12 protein-coding genes are annotated in these 15,538 nt (G+C 71.7%); 6 read left to right on the top strand and 6 right to left on the bottom strand.

The window, feature by feature from the left end:
• The first annotated feature begins 17 nt into the window (after positions 1-17).
• From DEJ33_RS05485 to DEJ33_RS05465, 5 genes are read left to right on the top strand one after another with little or no spacing between them, the layout of a single operon-like run.
• Positions 18-1,565, top strand: coding sequence for a glycosyltransferase family 39 protein (locus DEJ33_RS05485; RefSeq protein ID WP_181437256.1), 1,548 nt, complete (start codon positions 18-20; stop codon positions 1,563-1,565).
• 12 nt (positions 1,566-1,577) lie between these two features.
• Complete coding sequence (locus tag DEJ33_RS05480) at positions 1,578-2,678, top strand: glycosyltransferase (protein ID WP_111194439.1); 1,101 nt, start codon at positions 1,578-1,580, stop codon at positions 2,676-2,678.
• A gap of 27 nt (positions 2,679-2,705) precedes the next feature.
• The gene (locus tag DEJ33_RS05475; RefSeq protein ID WP_111194438.1) at positions 2,706-3,317 is read left to right on the top strand and encodes a dTDP-4-dehydrorhamnose 3,5-epimerase family protein; all 612 of its coding nucleotides are present in this window, start codon (positions 2,706-2,708) and stop codon (positions 3,315-3,317) included.
• 12 nt (positions 3,318-3,329) lie between these two features.
• On the top strand, positions 3,330-4,193 hold the full coding sequence (rfbA, locus tag DEJ33_RS05470; protein WP_111194437.1) for a glucose-1-phosphate thymidylyltransferase RfbA: 864 nt from the start codon (positions 3,330-3,332) through the stop codon (positions 4,191-4,193).
• A 2-nt stretch (positions 4,194-4,195) separates the two neighbouring features.
• On the top strand, positions 4,196-6,163 hold the full coding sequence (locus tag DEJ33_RS05465; RefSeq protein ID WP_111194436.1) for a glycosyltransferase: 1,968 nt from the start codon (positions 4,196-4,198) through the stop codon (positions 6,161-6,163).
• On the opposite strand, the gene DEJ33_RS05460 is transcribed toward DEJ33_RS05465, so the two are convergent.
• From DEJ33_RS05460 to DEJ33_RS05435, 6 genes are all read right to left on the bottom strand, one after another.
• On the bottom strand, positions 6,160-7,305 hold the full coding sequence (locus tag DEJ33_RS05460; RefSeq protein WP_111194435.1) for a glycosyltransferase family 2 protein: 1,146 nt from the start codon (positions 7,303-7,305) through the stop codon (positions 6,160-6,162). The genes DEJ33_RS05465 and DEJ33_RS05460 overlap by 4 nt on opposite strands.
• Positions 7,306-7,372: 67 nt before the next feature.
• Positions 7,373-8,278, bottom strand: a complete 906-nt coding sequence (locus DEJ33_RS05455; RefSeq protein ID WP_181437255.1) for a glycosyltransferase family 2 protein — start codon at positions 8,276-8,278, stop codon at positions 7,373-7,375.
• On the bottom strand, positions 8,275-9,345 hold the full coding sequence (locus tag DEJ33_RS05450; protein WP_220034446.1) for a glycosyltransferase family 1 protein: 1,071 nt from the start codon (positions 9,343-9,345) through the stop codon (positions 8,275-8,277). The genes DEJ33_RS05455 and DEJ33_RS05450 overlap by 4 nt, the downstream gene beginning before the upstream one ends.
• Before the next feature lie 59 nt (positions 9,346-9,404).
• Positions 9,405-10,643 (bottom strand): ABC transporter ATP-binding protein, encoded by a 1,239-nt coding sequence (locus DEJ33_RS05445; protein WP_111194434.1) that lies wholly within the window; start codon positions 10,641-10,643, stop codon positions 9,405-9,407.
• A gap of 4 nt (positions 10,644-10,647) precedes the next feature.
• The gene (locus DEJ33_RS05440; protein ID WP_258378099.1) at positions 10,648-11,544 is read right to left on the bottom strand and encodes an ABC transporter permease; all 897 of its coding nucleotides are present in this window, start codon (positions 11,542-11,544) and stop codon (positions 10,648-10,650) included.
• A gap of 69 nt (positions 11,545-11,613) precedes the next feature.
• The gene (locus tag DEJ33_RS05435) at positions 11,614-14,181 is read right to left on the bottom strand and encodes a glycosyltransferase (RefSeq protein ID WP_220034445.1); all 2,568 of its coding nucleotides are present in this window, start codon (positions 14,179-14,181) and stop codon (positions 11,614-11,616) included.
• A 100-nt stretch (positions 14,182-14,281) separates the two neighbouring features.
• On the opposite strand from DEJ33_RS05435, the gene DEJ33_RS17435 reads away from it, so the two are divergent.
• Positions 14,282-15,313, top strand: coding sequence for a glycosyltransferase family 2 protein (locus DEJ33_RS17435; protein ID WP_220034444.1), 1,032 nt, complete (start codon positions 14,282-14,284; stop codon positions 15,311-15,313).
• The last annotated feature ends 225 nt before the right edge of the window (positions 15,314-15,538 follow it).

Below are 15,538 nucleotides of genomic sequence, written 5' to 3'. Positions count from 1 at the left end.
TGGGAGGATCGCTCATCGTGCGCCGCCCGACCATGACCCTCCACTCCGGCATCGTCCTCGCGGCGGCCCTCTTCGCCGTCTTCGCCGCGATCGCGATCGGGTTCAGCGCCCCGCCGTTCAACTCCGGAGACGAGGCAGCGCACCTCGACTACGCCGTCACCGTGTGGCACGGTCACCTGCCCGTGTTCGAGGACGGCCTCACGATCGACTCGACGTTCGGCATCATCCCGCCGGTGCAGTGGGTCTCCCAGCACCCGCCGCTCTTCTACGCGGTCCTCGCGCCGGTCGTCGGGCCGCTCTGGGACAGCGGCCAGCACTACCACGCGGTGCTCGCGGGGCGTGTCCTGAACGCCGTGTTCGCCGGGCTCACCGTGCTCGCCGCCGGGTGGGCCGCACGCCGGGTGCTGCCGACCCGGCCCGGTGCCGCGAGCGTCGCCGCCGTCGTCGTCTCCCTGACGTCGATGTTCCTGCTGGTCGGTGGCGCCGTCTACAACGACCTGCCGAACGTCGCCTTCGGCGCGCTCGCCATCGGAGTCGCGGCCACGGCCCTCCGTCGCGGCCTCTCGACCCGCCTGGTCGTCCTCGCGGCCGTGGTGACCGCCGCCGGCATGCTCAGCCGACTCACCTTCGCGGTGTTCGTCGTCGCGGTCCTGGTCGCCGTCGTCTGCGCCCGGGGTCGCGGCTGGTGGAACGGCCTGGTCGGCAAGCTCGTCGCGCTCGTCGTCGTCGCCGCCGCACCGGCCCTCGCCGCCGGGTGGTTCTTCCTCCGGAACGAGCGTGTGACCGGGAACATCGCGGGCAGTCAGCCGGAGTGGGCCGCGGCACACCTCCACCGCCGACAGCACGGCTTCGTCGAGACGGTGGCGGACCCGGGCTTCTGGACCGGCGTCTTCTCGGTCTTCCGCGGGCACTTCACGCTGGACGTGACCTGGCCGTGGGTGCTCCTGGTCGGACCGCTCCTGCTCGCGGTCGTCGTCGCGGTGGTCCCGGCGCTCCGCCGGAACGGGCGCGTCCGACCGATGGCGCCCCGCCCGACGACCACCGACCCGACGACCACCGACCGGGCGACCACCGACCCGACGACCACCGACCCGACGACCGCCGACCCGACGACCGTCACCGGACGCCGCCGGCGCCAGGACGCCACCGACCGGGTCGCCGACGTGCTCGTCGCCCTCATGCTCGTCGCGGTCGTCGTGCTCGTCGTCTTCCTCCAGATCCGCTTCACCATGCAGGGCGGCGCGGCCCAGGCGCGGTACGGTCTGCCGGTCGTCCCGGTCCTCGCCGTCGTCATGGCGATCGGTCTCTCCGGGTTCGGCCGGATGCTCTCGCCGCTGCTCGTCACGGCGTGGGTGGCCGCCGCCGGGTACGACTGGTTCGCCATCGTCGACCTCACTGGCCCGGCGTTCCACGAGCCGGTGACGCTGACGGTGAGCCGGGTCGCCGTCGTACTCGCGATCGTGGCGCTCGCCGCGGTGCTCACGCTGGTCTGGACCGCGTCGCTCCGGCGCTCGGCGGTCGCCCCGCAGCCGCCCACGTCCGACTTCCCGGCCGTCACCGCGTGACAGGATGACGGCGTGACGTCCTTGCGCTCCCGGGTCGCCCGGTTCCTCACCCGACGCCCCGACCAGGACGTCGCACCGGCCTCCGGCCCGGCGCCGGGACCGCCACTCGTCGGCTTCGTCGTGCACGGAGCCGGTGGGGTCCACCCCGCGTCCGCGCACATCCGTGTGACCGGCCGCATGTCGGCACTCGCCGCCTCCGGCGCGGCCCGCGTCGCGCAGGTCGAACCGGTGCGATGGGCGGACGGCACGGACACCGCGCACCTCGACGTGCTGCTCGTCCAGCGCGACGCCTTCCCGCTCGCCGCGCTCGACGCCGCGATCGAGCGCGCTCGGCGCGAGGGCACCCGGATCGTCGCCGAGGTGGACGACGACTTCTTCAGCCGGGAGGCCCGTGCCCGGCTCGTCCGCGCCGAGTACGACCCCGAGCGGCTCGCGTCCGTCGAGCGCGTGGTCGCGGCCGCCGACGTGGTGGTCACGTCGACCGAGCCGTTGCGCGCCGTGCTCGCCGCAGCGGGCACCACGGCGGTCGTGGTGCCGAACGCCGTCCAGCCCGGGCTGTGGGGCACCGGGCCGTCGCGTCCCGACCCCGTCGGCCCGCGCCGGGTCCTCTACATGGGGTCCGCCACGCACGGCGACGACCTCGCGCTGCTGCGGCCCGTGTTCGACGGGCTGGTCGACGACGACGGTCGCGCGGTCCGACTCGAGGTCGTCGGCGTGACCGACACCGACGCGGACTGGTTCGACCGGCTGGACCTGCCCGACGGTGCGAACCACTACCCGGAGTTCGTGGCGTTCCTGCGGGCGAACGCGCACCGCTGGTCCGCCGGTGTCGCGCCCCTCACCGACGACCCGTTCAACGACGCCAAGAGCGACCTCAAGTTCCTCGAGGTCAGCATGCTCGGCCTGCCGTTCGTCGCCTCGGACCGACCGTCGTACGCCGGCATCGGCGAGCACGGCGGACTGCTCGCCGAGAACGACCCGGCCGCATGGCAGCACGCGCTGCGCACCGCGTTCCGGGAGGCCGACGAGCGGGTGCAGCGCGCCCAGGCGTACGTCGGCGCAGAGCGACTGGTGACCGGCGACGGCGACTGGCGAGCAGCCCTCGGCCTCTGAGTGCGGGCCTCTTGCTAGGCTGCCCCGGTGCAGATCCGAGAACTGAAGATCCAAGGCGCGTGGGAGTTCACCCCCGTCCAGCACGGTGACGCCCGGGGCGCGTTCCTCGAGGCCTACCGTGCGGACGTGCTCGAGGAGACCGTCGGCCACCCGCTCGACCTCCGTCAGGTGAACATGTCGATCTCGTCGCGCGGTGTCGCGCGGGGGATCCACTACGCCCTCGTCGCACCGAGCCAGGCGAAGTACGTCACGGCCGTCCGCGGCGCCTTCATCGACTACATCATCGACATCCGCGTCGGGTCGCCGACGTTCGGCCAGTGGGACTCCGTCCGCATCGACGACGTCGACCGCCGCGCCGTGTACCTGTCCGAGGGCCTCGGGCACGCCATCGTCGCGCTCGAGGACGCCTCGACGGTCAACTACCTGGTCAGCGCGCACTACGACCCCGAGCGCGAGAAGGGGATCAGCATCCTCGACCCGACCGTCGCGCTCGAGCTCCCCGACGGCATCGGCGAGCCGGTCCTGTCCGAGAAGGACACCAGCGCGCCGACCCTCGAGCAGGCCGACGAGCAGGGCCTGCTGCCGACGTACGAGGAGTGCCTCGCCTACACCGAGTCCCTCCGCACCACGAAGAAGTAAGGACGCATCCCCATGAAGGGCATCATCCTGGCCGGCGGTTCCGGCACGCGCCTCTGGCCGATCACCAAGGGCATCAGCAAGCAGCTCATGCCGATCTACGACAAGCCGATGGTGTACTACCCCCTGTCGACGCTGATGATGTCCGGCATCCGCGAGGTGCTGATCATCACGACGCCCGAGTACAACGACCAGTTCAAGGCCCTGCTCGGCGACGGCTCGACGCTCGGCATGGACATCCAGTACGCGGTGCAGCCGTCCCCGGACGGGCTCGCCCAGGCGTTCGTCATCGGTGAGGACTTCATCGGCGACGACAGCGTCGCCCTGGTGCTCGGCGACAACATCTTCCACGGCACCGGGCTCGGCACGAACCTCCGCAAGAACACCGAGGTGCAGGGCGCGACGATCTTCGCGTACCACGTGGCCGACCCGAAGGCGTACGGCGTCGTGGAGTTCGACGACGACTTCACCGCGGTCTCCATCGAGGAGAAGCCCGCCGAGCCGAAGTCGAACTACGCCGTTCCCGGCCTGTACTTCTACGACAACAAGGTCATCGAGATCGCGAAGACGATCGAGCCGAGTGCCCGAGGCGAGCTCGAGATCTCGACCGTCAACGAGCGCTACCTCGAGGCCGGGGAGCTCGGCGTGCAGGTCCTCGACCGCGGCACCGCGTGGCTCGACACCGGCACGTTCGAGTCGATGATGCAGGCGTCCGAGTACGTGAAGGTCATCGAGGACCGGCAGGGCTTCAAGATCGGCTGCATCGAGGAGATCGCCTGGCGCAACGGCTGGATCGACGACACGCAGCTCGCCGACCTCGCCGCACCGCTCGTCAAGGGCGGCTACGGCGTCTACCTGCAGAACCTCCTGCGCGGCTGACGGTGGCCCGGTCCGGGTGGCGCCGGCTCCTCGGCCGTCCGGTCGGAGTCGACGCGCCGCTGCCGTCGGACACACCGACCCCGTCGGCACCGGCGGCGGACCGTCCGGCCGAGCCGCGCCTCCCGGTCGACACCTCGCTGGTCACCGAGCTGTCACGGCCCGGTGACCACGGGGTCGACGTCGTCGTCACCGTCGCAGAGACGACGTTCCGCGACGGTGGACACCGGGCGGTCGTCCGGGCCGCGCGGGACGCCGGTGCCGCGACCGTCGTCGTCAGCGTGTACGACGTCCACGCGGGCCCGACGAGCGTGTACCCAGCCGTCGTCGCCGGCGCTGACCACGTCGTCGCCCGTGCGACCGTCGCCGCCACCTGGGGCGGCGCCGTGGCCGCGGCTCGGCCACTCCTCACGAGCGCCCGGGTGGTCGTGCAGGACGCGTCGGTCACGATGCCCCTCGAGGCCTACGCGACACTGACGGCAGCACTCGATCGTGCACCGGTGGCCGTGGGTGTGGTCCGGACCGGTGACGACCTCGTCGCCAGCGCCGGAGCGGTCCTGGTCCGGGGCACGGCACCGGTGGCGGCACTGCTGCGCGGGCACCCGGCCGGGGACGCCGACCTGCTCGACGGCGCCGAGGTCTTCGCGGCCGACGAACCGTGCTTCGCGGTGCGTACCGCGGACCTGGCGCTGCCGGTCCGCACGGTCGACACCCGGACCGCCGTCGCACGACTCACCCGCGACAGCGCGGACGCCGGCGGCGGCCCGTGCGTGGTCGTCGCACTCGGCCGTGTGTACCGCACACGCGTCCTCCGCGAGCGTCGGTACGACACCGACGCCGCCACGGCCCTCACCCACTGGCGGACGCGGGTGGACGGCACCGCGATCACCGCGCTGGAACGCGCCGGACTCGTCCCGGGCCTCCCGGCCGCCGATCCCGCGGGAGCCCCGGTCGCCCTCCGCGAACCGGTCGTCCGTGCCGAGCGGGGTGCGGAGCGGGTCACGCTGCGGGACCGAGGAGAACGGCTGCGCTGGTCGATCCGGATCGCCGCCCACCCCGGCCCCGGCGGGGACGACTGGGGTGACACGTTCTTCGCCCGTGACCTGGCGACGGCGCTCCGGTCGCTCGGGCAGGAGGTCGTCGTCGACCACCGCGAGTCGCACGTCCGCCCGCTGTCCGAGCACCTGGACGACGTGGCCCTGACGCTCCGCGGACTCGACGACACCCCCGTCCACCCGGTGGCGACGAACGTGCTCTGGGTCATCTCGCACCCCGACCTCGTCACGGCGGACGAACTGGCCCGCTACGACCTGCGGTTCGCCGCCGGGCCGGTGTGGGCGGCCCGCGTGGCGGCGGACACGGGCCTCGACGTCGCCCCGCTCCTGCAGGCCACCGACCCCACCCGCTTCCACCCGGGGCCCGGGGCACCGGAGTACGCCGGGCTCGACACCGCGTTCGTCGGCAAGACCCGTCAGGTCTTCCGGCCGGTCGTGCGGGACGCCGTCGCCGCAGGCCTCGACCTCGCCGTCTGGGGCGAGGGGTGGGAGGGCCTGCTGCCGGAGGGCGTGCACCGCGGGGTGTTCGTCGCGAACGAGGCACTCCCGTCGCTCTACCGCAGCGCTCGCGTGGTGCTCAACGACCACTGGGACGACATGGCCCGCGACGGGTTCGTGTCCAACCGGCTGTTCGACGCAGCGGCCACGGGGGCCCTCGTCCTCACCGACCCCGTGCCGGGCGTGGACGAGCTGTTCCACGGTGCCGTGCGGACGTACCGTGACGCGGACGAGCTCCGCGGGTTGGTCCACCAGGGGGAGACCTCGTCGGCTGCGGAACGTGCCGAGCGGGGCACCCGCGTGGGTGCCGAGCACTCCTTCGTCCGGCGGGCCGAGGTGCTGCTCGAAGCGGTGCGACGGCAGCGTGCGGGCGGCCAGCTCCGTGGTGAGCGCCCCGGTGCCTCCCGGGCTGCTGGCTAGCGCCGGCGGAGCCGCCGGGCCACGTCGCCCGCGCGGTCCGCGAGCCGCACGACACGGCGCGCGTGCATCGCCGCGAGTTCGGCGTCCCGTGCGCTGACCTCGCGGAGCGCGGCCTGCGCCCGGTCACGCTCGAACTGCACGGTGGCACGGAGCGTGTCCGCGGTCGCCTCGCCAGCCCGGACGCTGTCCTCGAGGGACTCGATCCTCCGGTCACGGGTGACGATCGCGTGACCGACCTGCTGCAGCCGGCGCAGCTCGTCCTCGGGGACGACCGGGTCGGGTGTCCCGTCGATGCTGGTCGACCCGGCGCGACGGAGCACCTCGGCGATGCCGTCGTCCCGCGTGAAGGGACCTGCGGCCGCTTCGTCGTCGGTGACGAAGCGGAGCGCGAACGTCGACTCGAGCACCCCCTCCCGGAGGCGACGGAGGTCCCGCATGCCGTGGTGACGCGGGCTCGGGGTGAGGTCGGGGTTCGCCTCGTAGGCGCGCCCGCTGACGTCGACGCGGTGCTCGTACTGGGTCCAGGACCGCCACGGCAGGTGCAGGACCTCGAGCTCGAGTCCGGCGGGCACCGGGGCGCCGTTCGCCACGCTGACCTGGTGGTTGCCCTGCACGACCGTCACCTCGGGGTCGCCGACGTGCACGGCGTTGGTGCTCGGCGGGCCGATCAGCCCGATCGCCTGGAGTTCCGTGACCGATCGGTCGTCACGCCAGTGCAGGCGCTCGACGCCACCGCCGGACTCGGCGAGCATCCCGGTCATGTTGACGACCGGGACGGTGAACGCGCCGACCACCGGGTCCAGGCGCTCGAACACCTCACCCACCGTCAGGGAGCGGTCGACCGGCAGGATGAACTCGTCGGCGTCGGCGTTGACGACCCAGTCGGCGTGGTGGGTGCGCGCGGCGTCGCGGGCCATCCCGGTGACGACGGTGCCCTGCTGCTTCCGGTGCACCGGGTCGTGGCGCAGGTCGACCGTGACGTCCGTCCGTGCGGCGAAGGCGGTGAGGAGGTCGGTGGTCCCGTCGACCGACCCGTTGTCGGTGATGACGAAGACGTCGAACCCCTGGGCCACGTGGTGGTCGAGCCAGGCAGGGATGACGTCCGCTTCGTCGCGGACCATCAGGGTGACGGCGAGGGTCATGGGCAGGCTTTCCGGGTTCGGGTTCAGGGCGCCGGGGGAGGCGGTCGGATCGGCCGACGATACCGTGTCAGCGGGTGTTCGTGGCGTGGGCGCGCACGGCCAGGGCAGCCCGCAGCACGACTCGGAGCGGCCACAGCCACCACGCCGGGTACTTCCGTGCCAGGAACCGGTACGCGCTCTCGTGGTGGGCACGGCGCATCCGCTCCGAGGACCCCTGCGTCGCGGTCCCGCCGATGTGGGTGGCGGTCGCTGCGGGTTCGTAGACGTTGCGGAGGCCCAGACGTCCGATGCGCCAGCCGAGGTCGACGTCCTCGAAGTACATGAAGTACCCCTCGTCGAAGCCGCCGAGTCGGTCGAGGACGTCGCGCCGCACCAGGACACACGCCCCGGACAGCCAGCCGGCGTCACGACGGCCGTCGTGTTCGCCGTCCTGGCGGTACCGCCGGGTCCAGGGGTTGCCGGGCCAGACGTTCGCGAAGACCGCGTGCCCGAGGCCGGTCCGGAGGGACGGGACGAGCCGGGCGGACGGGTACACCTCGCCGGTGGGTTCGAGCAGCCGCGGACCGGCCGCGCCGATGCCCGGGTCGGCCTCCGCGGTCGCGAGGAGCCGGTCGAGTGCCCCCGGCTCGAGGACGACGTCCGGGTTGGACACGAGGACCCAGCGGACCTCCGGCCCGAGCGTGGCGACCGCGCGGTTCACCGCACCGCCGTACCCACGGTTCTCACCGAGTGCCAGGAACCGGGCACCCGCGGCCTCGGTCACGGCGCGGAGCGCGTCCGCGTCGGTCGAGTCGTTGTCGGCCACGACCACCGGGACGGCTCCGGCGCTCGCTGCCGGCACGGAGGCGAGGAACGCCGGAAGGACGTCGCCGGAGTTGTACGAGACGGTGACGATGGCGGCATGCGGACCGGACCCAGCGGGAGTGGCGTCGGGTGTGGCGTCGCCGACGGCGCCGTCAGCGGCGGCGGTCACCGGTACACCCCGAGGTGTGCCCGCGCGCAGGCAGCCCACGAGAAGCCGTCGGCCCGCTGACGTGCGCGGGCGACCCGGTCGGCGCGGTCGGCCTGGTCACCGTCGAGCAGAGCGGCCAGCGCAGCGCGGATGGGCTCGGCGTCGGGCTCGGTGTACGTGACGGTGTCGCCGCCGACCTCCGGGATCGCCAGGCGGTCGGTGGTCAGGACGTCGGCGCCGGAGGCCATCGCCTCGAGCACCGGCAGGCCGAAGCCCTCGGCGATGCTCGGGTAGGCCACGATGCGCGACCCGCCGAGCAGCGCCCGCAACTCGTCGACGGGCAGGTACCCGAGGTAGCGCAGCGGGGCTGCCGGACGGTCACCCGCCGCCGTCAACTCGCGTTCGGCGGCCTCGTCCCAGCCGAGCCCGCCGGCGACGAGCAACGCGGGGACGTCCGGCCGCTCCGCGCGGAGCGCCCGGTGCGCCGCGATGAGGTCCGGCACGCGCTTGCGCGGTTCGACGGTGCCGAGGAAGGCGATCCACTCGGCGTCCGCCGCGAGCTCGTGCGCCGCCCGGAACGCGGCGAGGTCGGCGTCCGTCGGCGGGTGGAACAGCGCACGGTCGACGCCGAGGTGTGCCACGACGGTCGCGCGACGCGGCCGGCCGGCGATCCGGTCCAGTTCGCTGACGGTCGCGGCGCTCGGCGCGACGGTCGCCCGGGCGAAGCGGCGTGCCAGTCGCGTCCACGCGCGGAAGAACCGCACCTTGAGCGCCGAGTGCGCGGCGGGGTCGCTGAAGAAGGTCGCGTCGTGCAGGGTGACGACGGTCCGGGAGGCCCGGATCACCGGGAACGTGTAGTGCGGGCTGTGCAGGACGGTGGCCCCCACACGCCGGGCGAGGGCGACCAGGCCGGTCTGCTCCCACACGAGGCGCAGCGGACGGGAGGCCGTCCAGCTCGGAGCCGCGTGGTACCGGTGACCCGGGGCGAGCCCACGGAGCCATGCGACGTCGTCCGGCTTCGCCACGACGTCGACGTGCTCGTCGAGTTCGTCGAGCCCGGCGAGGAGCCCGGAGATGTACCGTGCCACGCCGCCTCGGTTCGGCGGGACCGACGTGGCGTCGACCAGCACCGGGAGTACGCCCAACGTCAGCCCTTGACCTGGCGCTCGGTAGTCTTCGTCCAGGCGATCCCCGACTGGGTGTCCTCGTCGACGACGACGAAGCGGGCGGCCTCGCGCTCGATGACGATGTGCTCGCCGTTCGGCTTGGCGAGGAACACGTGCACGAAGTACTGCCCGCCGCCGAGCCGCAGGTCGCTGAGGTGCCACTCGACGGTGGCCGAACCCCGGAGCGGGTCGTGCCGTACCCGGGTCTGTCGGCTGTCGATGCCGAAGGCGGGGTGGCCGAGGTGGTTCTCGATCTTGATGCCGGCCCGCCACTCGGGCAGGACGTCGGCGTGCGAGAACGTCGCGCGGATGACGAGGTCGTCACCGTGGCGGTGCTCGGCGCCGGGGGCGCGACCGGGGATCTCGAGCTCGACGTGCTCGACCTTGCCGGGGTTCGCGTCCTCTTCCGGGTTCGCGGCCTCGGCCTCGGCGACGCGGCGTCCCTCGAGGATCTCGCGGAAGTTCTTCACGGCCAGGCGGGCCGATCCCTGGAACTTGACCTCGCCGTGGTGCAGCACGACGGCGGAGTCGCAGAGTTCCTGGACCTGGCCGAGGGAGTGCGACACGAGGATGATCGTGCGGCCCTGCTCCTGGAACTCGCGGATCTTGTCGAGGCACTTCTTCTGGAACTGCTCGTCACCGACGGCCAGGACCTCGTCGACGAGCAGGACGTCCGGGTCGGTGTTGATCGCGACCGCGAAGGCGAGTCGCACGTACATGCCGGATGAGTAGAACTTCACCTGCGTGTCGATGAAGTCGCCGATGCCGGAGAACTGCAGGATGTCGGCGAAGCGGGCTTCGGTCTCCTCCTGCGTCTGGCCCAGGATCGCGGCGTTGAGGTACACGTTCTCGCGACCGGTCAGGTCGGGGTGGAAGCCGGCGCCGAGCTCGATGAGCGCGGCCAGGCGACCGCGACGCTCGACGGACCCGGTGGTGGGTTCGAGGATGCCGCCGATGGTCTTCAGCAGCGTCGACTTGCCGGAGCCGTTCGGGCCGAGCAGACCGATCGTCGTACCGGCGGGGATGTCGAGGCTGATGTCCTTGAGCGCCCAGAAGTCCTCGCTGTGCCGACGTCCGGCGCGGCCCAGGGTGACGACGCGCTCCTTGAGCGAGTTGTCCTTGCGGATCGTGAAGCGCTTCGAGACGTTCTTCACGGTGACGACCGCGGGGGCGTCCGAGAACGGGGAGCGGGTCTCCTGCGTGGCGTTGTCGAGGGTCATCGGGTCAGATCTCCTGGGCGAAGTTGCCCTGCAGCTTGGCGAACACCCGCTGGCACAGCACCAGCGCGATGAGGCCGACGACGCCGGCGATGACCAGGCGGAGGAGCAGGTGCGAGGGGTACTCCGAGTCCGGTCCGGCGGTCCAGAAGGCCCGGTGGAACCCGAGGACGGCGAGGGTGATCGGGTTGGCGGTGTAGAGCGTGAGCAGCCACTGCGGCGCCGCGTTCGCGACCTGCTGCCAGCTGTAGACGATGGGCGAGGCCCACATCAGCAGCAGCACCAGGACCTCGACGAGGTACTGCATGTCGCGGAGGTACACGTTGGCGGCGGCGAGGAGCAGTGCCAGGGCCGTCGCCCAGATCAGGATCACCAGCGTCGACGGGAAGAAGTAGAGCAGGTCGGGCCGGATCCAGGCGAGCCCGCTCTGCAGGAGCGTCGCGACGAGGAGCACGACCAGCTGCACGCCGAAGTTGAACAGCGCCGCCCCGACGCTCGCCAGCGGGTAGATCTCGCGCGGCAGGTAGATCTTCTTGATCAGCCCGCCGTTCGAGACGATCGACGCCGTGCCCGCGGCCACGATCTCGCTGAACAGCCCGTAGAGGGTCAGCCCGGCGAAGACGTAGACGGCGAACTCGGGGATGTTGCGGGACGCGCCGAGGATCTTGCCGAGCACGAAGTAGTAGATCGCGAGCTGCACGAGCGGACGGATCAGCGTCCACGCGAACCCGAGCGCACTGTCCTTGTAGCGGGACTTCAGGTCACGGCGGATCAACAGGTCGAGCAGCTGCCGGTGGGCGAAGACCTCGCGGATCGACCCGATGACGGCGGTGGCCGGCCGACCGGCCGGGATCATCCGCTCCTGGCGGAGCCGATCGAACCGCTCGGTGACGATGTTGCTCAAGGTGTTTCCTCACATTCGACGCGGGCGACGGACAACTGTACATCGGCGACCGGGAGCGGCCGCCGGACGTCAGCGTCCGTTCTTGCTCTCCCGCATGATGCGCACACGGTTCTGGACCTTGTCCCGGAGCCCCGAGACGCCGTTCTCGCGGAGGTACCAGGTGGCCAGGCGCACGTCCCGGGAGATGCCGTGACGGCTGTTCGCGATCTGGTGGAACTGGAGCTCGCGCTGCCGCGCCGGGCTCAGCTGCACACGGGGGCGTCCGGCCGCGGCGAGCGACCCGGCCGGGACCGCCGCTTCGTGCGCGCGGTCGGCGGCGACGTGCGGGTCCTTGCAGAACTCGATGAGGGGGGAGAGGGCCTGCTCCCACGTGAAGTCGGAGCGGACGCGGGTCACCGCGTCGCGGGCGGCCTGCGCGGCCTCGGGGTCGTACAGCATCGACTCGAGGGCGGCGGCGAGTCCGTCGACGTCGCGCTCCTCGACCGCGACGCCCATGCCCTCGGCGGCCACCAGGTCACCGAAGCTGTCGCCGTCGGTGGTGACGATCGGCAGGTTCGCCCACATGTAGTCGAGGATGCGGGTGCGGAACGAGAACGTCGTCTCGATGTGCGCGAAGTGCGTGCTGACGCCTGCGTCGGCTTCGAGCAGGTAGTTCTGGCGGTCGTCGAGGGCGACCCACTGCTCGTTGAAGAACACGTGCTTGCCGGTGAGCCCGAGCTGGTCGCTGAGGCGACGGGTCTCGGACACGATCGCCATCTCCGGCACGTCCGGGTTCGGGTGTGCGACGCCGAGGAAGAACAGCCGGATGTCGTCGTGCGTCTCGGCGACCTTGGCGATCGCGCGGACCAGCGACGGGGTGTCGAACCAGTTGTAGATGCCACCGCCCCAGATGACGACCTTGTCGTCCTCACCGATGCCGGGGGTCACCCCGCGGATCGCCTTGCGCTCGTGCACCGGCGGGGTGGAGTCCATGCCGAACGGTGCGATGGCGATGAGCTTCCGCAGGTTGTCGTCTGCCAGGTAGTTGTCGGGGTTGATGCGGCCGACCGCGGCGAGCTGTCCGAGCCAGAACAGCCGCTGCCGCTCGGAGGCGCACAGGAAGAAGTCGCCGCGTTCGAGCTGCCGGTTGATCACCTCGGTGGTCGAGGTCACCTGGTTCCGCCAGCCGACGTCACCGTTGTCGCGGGCCTGCTCGAGCTGCTCGAGGTGCATCGGGTCGTAGAGGTCGACGACCATGATCTTGTTCGAGTTCTGCAGGGTCTGGAAGTGGTGCAGCGCGTAGCCCTGGAAGAAGATGACGTCGGCCCACTCCTCGTGCTCCCGCATGGCGCGCTCGTGCTGGAGCGGGACGCGGGACACCTCGAAGCGGTCGGTCTTCCGGTTCGCGACGTTCCAGGTCACGAGTCGGACGTCGTTGTGCTCGCTGAGCGCCTCGGCGATCTTCCACGCCCGCATGCCCGGTCCGGCCATCTTCTCGCCGAGGGCGTCACCGGTGATGACGAGCACGCGGGTGCGGTGCATCGGCTGCTCGACGTCGAAGGCCTCGATGATGGCCTGGTAGCCCTCGAGGAAGTAGCCGTCCTCGAACAGCGGCTTGAAGGCGTCACCGAACAGGCGGAAGACCTCTTTGTCGGTCTTCACGCGCTGGCCCTGGATGCGGCGACGCTCCTCCGACAGTCGGGGGAGGTCCGAGACGAACTGGTCGAGCGCGTACAGCCCGGCCACCGCCTCCTTCGACATCGGCGTCGTCGGGTCGAACTCGTCCGGGGCGCCGGTGAAGCGGCGGATGTCGAACTCCTCGGAGTCGCGACCGCTCTTCGCGACGGCGCGGCGGGCGAGCAGCGCGAGGGCAGCGGGCAGGAAGACGCCGAGGTTCTCGTCGGAGAGGTTCTTGTACAGCAGGTGCAGGGCGTTCCGCTCGAGCAGGTACATCTCGCGGTGGTCGCCGAACGACTTCATCGAGCCGTGGTGCTTGTGGTAGACCACCGAGCGCGGCGCGAATCGGACCCGGTAACCGAGCAGGTTGAGGCGCCATCCCAGGTCGACGTCGTCGTAGAACATGAACAGGCCCTCGTCGAACCCGCCGACCTCGAGGAAGACGTCGCGGCGGACGAAGAGCGCCGAGCCGGTGCCGAACAGCAGGTCCTGCGGCTCGTCGAACCGGCCGTCGTCGAGCTCGGCGATGTGGTTCTTGTAGCCCATGCCGAACCAGCTGAGGCCGGACTCGACGAAGTCGATGGTCTTGCCCTCCCAGTCGAGGACCTTGCTGGCGACGGCGGCGACACGGGGGCTCGGGGCGAACCCGGCGATGCCCTCCTTGACCCAGTTGACGTCGGGCTTGGCGTCGTTGTTGAGGAAGGCGACGACGTCACCGCTCGCCTCGCGCGCACCGAGGTTGCTGCCGCCCGTGAAGCCGAGGTTCTCGGCGGACACGATGATCTTCACGTTCTGCTGCGCACCGAGCGCGGCCCGGAGCCGCTGTTCGCTGTCGTCGCCGGACCCGTTCTCGACGACGACGATCTCGAGGCGGTCGGCCGGCCAGTCGACCTCGCTCAGGCGGGCGATGCACTCGAGAGTGTCGTCCGTCCCCCGGAAGTTGATGACGACGACGGACACGCGGGGCGCGGAGGTGGACACGGAACGACTCCATACGTCAGCTGGCGAGGGTGCCTGCGGAAGGCGGGTACGACTATACCGACGCGGTCTCCGGACACCTGTGACCTGGGAGACTGACGCGGTGAACGTCTCCGTGGTCATCATCGACTGGCACCAGCCCGAGCTCACCCGCCGCGCGATCGCCTCCGTGTTGTCCCAGCGGGTCGACGCCTCGGTCGAGGTGGTGCTCGTCGTCAATGAGGCGGACGACGCCACGGTGGCCGCCTACCGCGCCGACCACCCAGCGGTCGTCGTCGTCCCCGACCCGACCAACGCAGGGTTCGCCGGGGGTGTGGTCCGGGGGATCGCGGCGTCCTCGGGTGACGTCGTCGTGTTGCTGAACAACGACGCGGTCGCCGACCACGGGTTCCTCGACCGTGGCCTGGCGGTCCTCGCCGCGGGTGGACCGCGGGTCGCGGCCGTCGCCGCGACGGTCGTCCTCGAGGGCCGGTTCGCCCCCGTCGCAGCCGGTGACCGGCGGTCTGCCGACGACCTGGTCGCGCCGGACGGCCGACGCTGGCGGCGTGCAGAAGTGGGGCAGACCCTCGTCAACGGCACCGGTGTGGTGCTCGACCGGTCCGGCAACGGACGCGACCGCGACTGGCTCCGGCCGCTGGACGACGGGCCGGAGTCCGCGCCGCTCTTCGGCTTCTCCGGCGGAGCGGCGTTCCTCCGTCGCGGCCCGCTCGAGGAGGTCGGCGGGTTCGACCCGACCCTCTTCATGTACTACGAGGACCTCGACGTCGCGTGGCGCCTCCGGCTCGCCGGGTACGAGGTCCGGCACGCCCCCGATGCGGTCGTCGTGCACCGCCACGCCGCCAGCTCGGGGAGCGACTCTCCACTCGTCCGGTCGCAGAGCATGCGGAACCGTCTGGCCGTGGTCCTGCGGAACGCCTCGGCCGGGTTCGCCCTGCGGGTCGTCCTCCGGACGGTGGGGCGCCTGGTCCGCGACGTGCTTCGTCCGGGCTCGGCACAGCTCACACCAGCCGCGTGGTGGCGCCTCTGCCGGGAGGCCCCTGCCGTCCTCCGCCACGCTCGTCACGCCCGGCGTCGTGACGGTGTCGGCGCGGCGGTCCGGCGGCGGGTCGAGGCGGCGCTCGAGCCGATCGGCTGAAGCACCCGGCTGAAGCGACGCTCAGGCGTCCGTGGGAGGGCGGGACCGAGGTGCACGGCGGGCGGGGCGGTGGCGCGCCGGGCCTCCCGTTCGGGGGGACGGACTGGGGGCTGTGTGATCACTGTGATCCAGGTAGCCTGATGTGACCCGTGTGCACCGGTCGTTCGTCAGGGGTCGACCGATTGCGCAGAGCGCATCGCGCACGCCACAGAACCCCGTCGACGC

Origin of the sequence: Curtobacterium sp. MCPF17_047, assembly GCF_003234045.1 — a bacterium.
Lineage (GTDB): Bacteria > Actinomycetota > Actinomycetes > Actinomycetales > Microbacteriaceae > Curtobacterium.
This window is presented reverse-complemented; position numbering and strand designations above follow the sequence as displayed.

Bases quoted from the DNA above. Each gene is read 5' to 3' on its own strand.
- DEJ33_RS05445 (WP_111194434.1), bottom strand. From the start codon at position 10,643: ATGACCCTCGACAACGCCACGCAGGAGACCCGCTCCCCGTTCTCGGAC.
- rfbA (WP_111194437.1), top strand. From the start codon at position 3,330: ATGAAGGGCATCATCCTGGCCGGCGGTTCCGGCACGCGCCTCTGGCCG.
- DEJ33_RS05460 (WP_111194435.1), bottom strand. From the start codon at position 7,305: ATGACCCTCGCCGTCACCCTGATGGTCCGCGACGAAGCGGACGTCATC.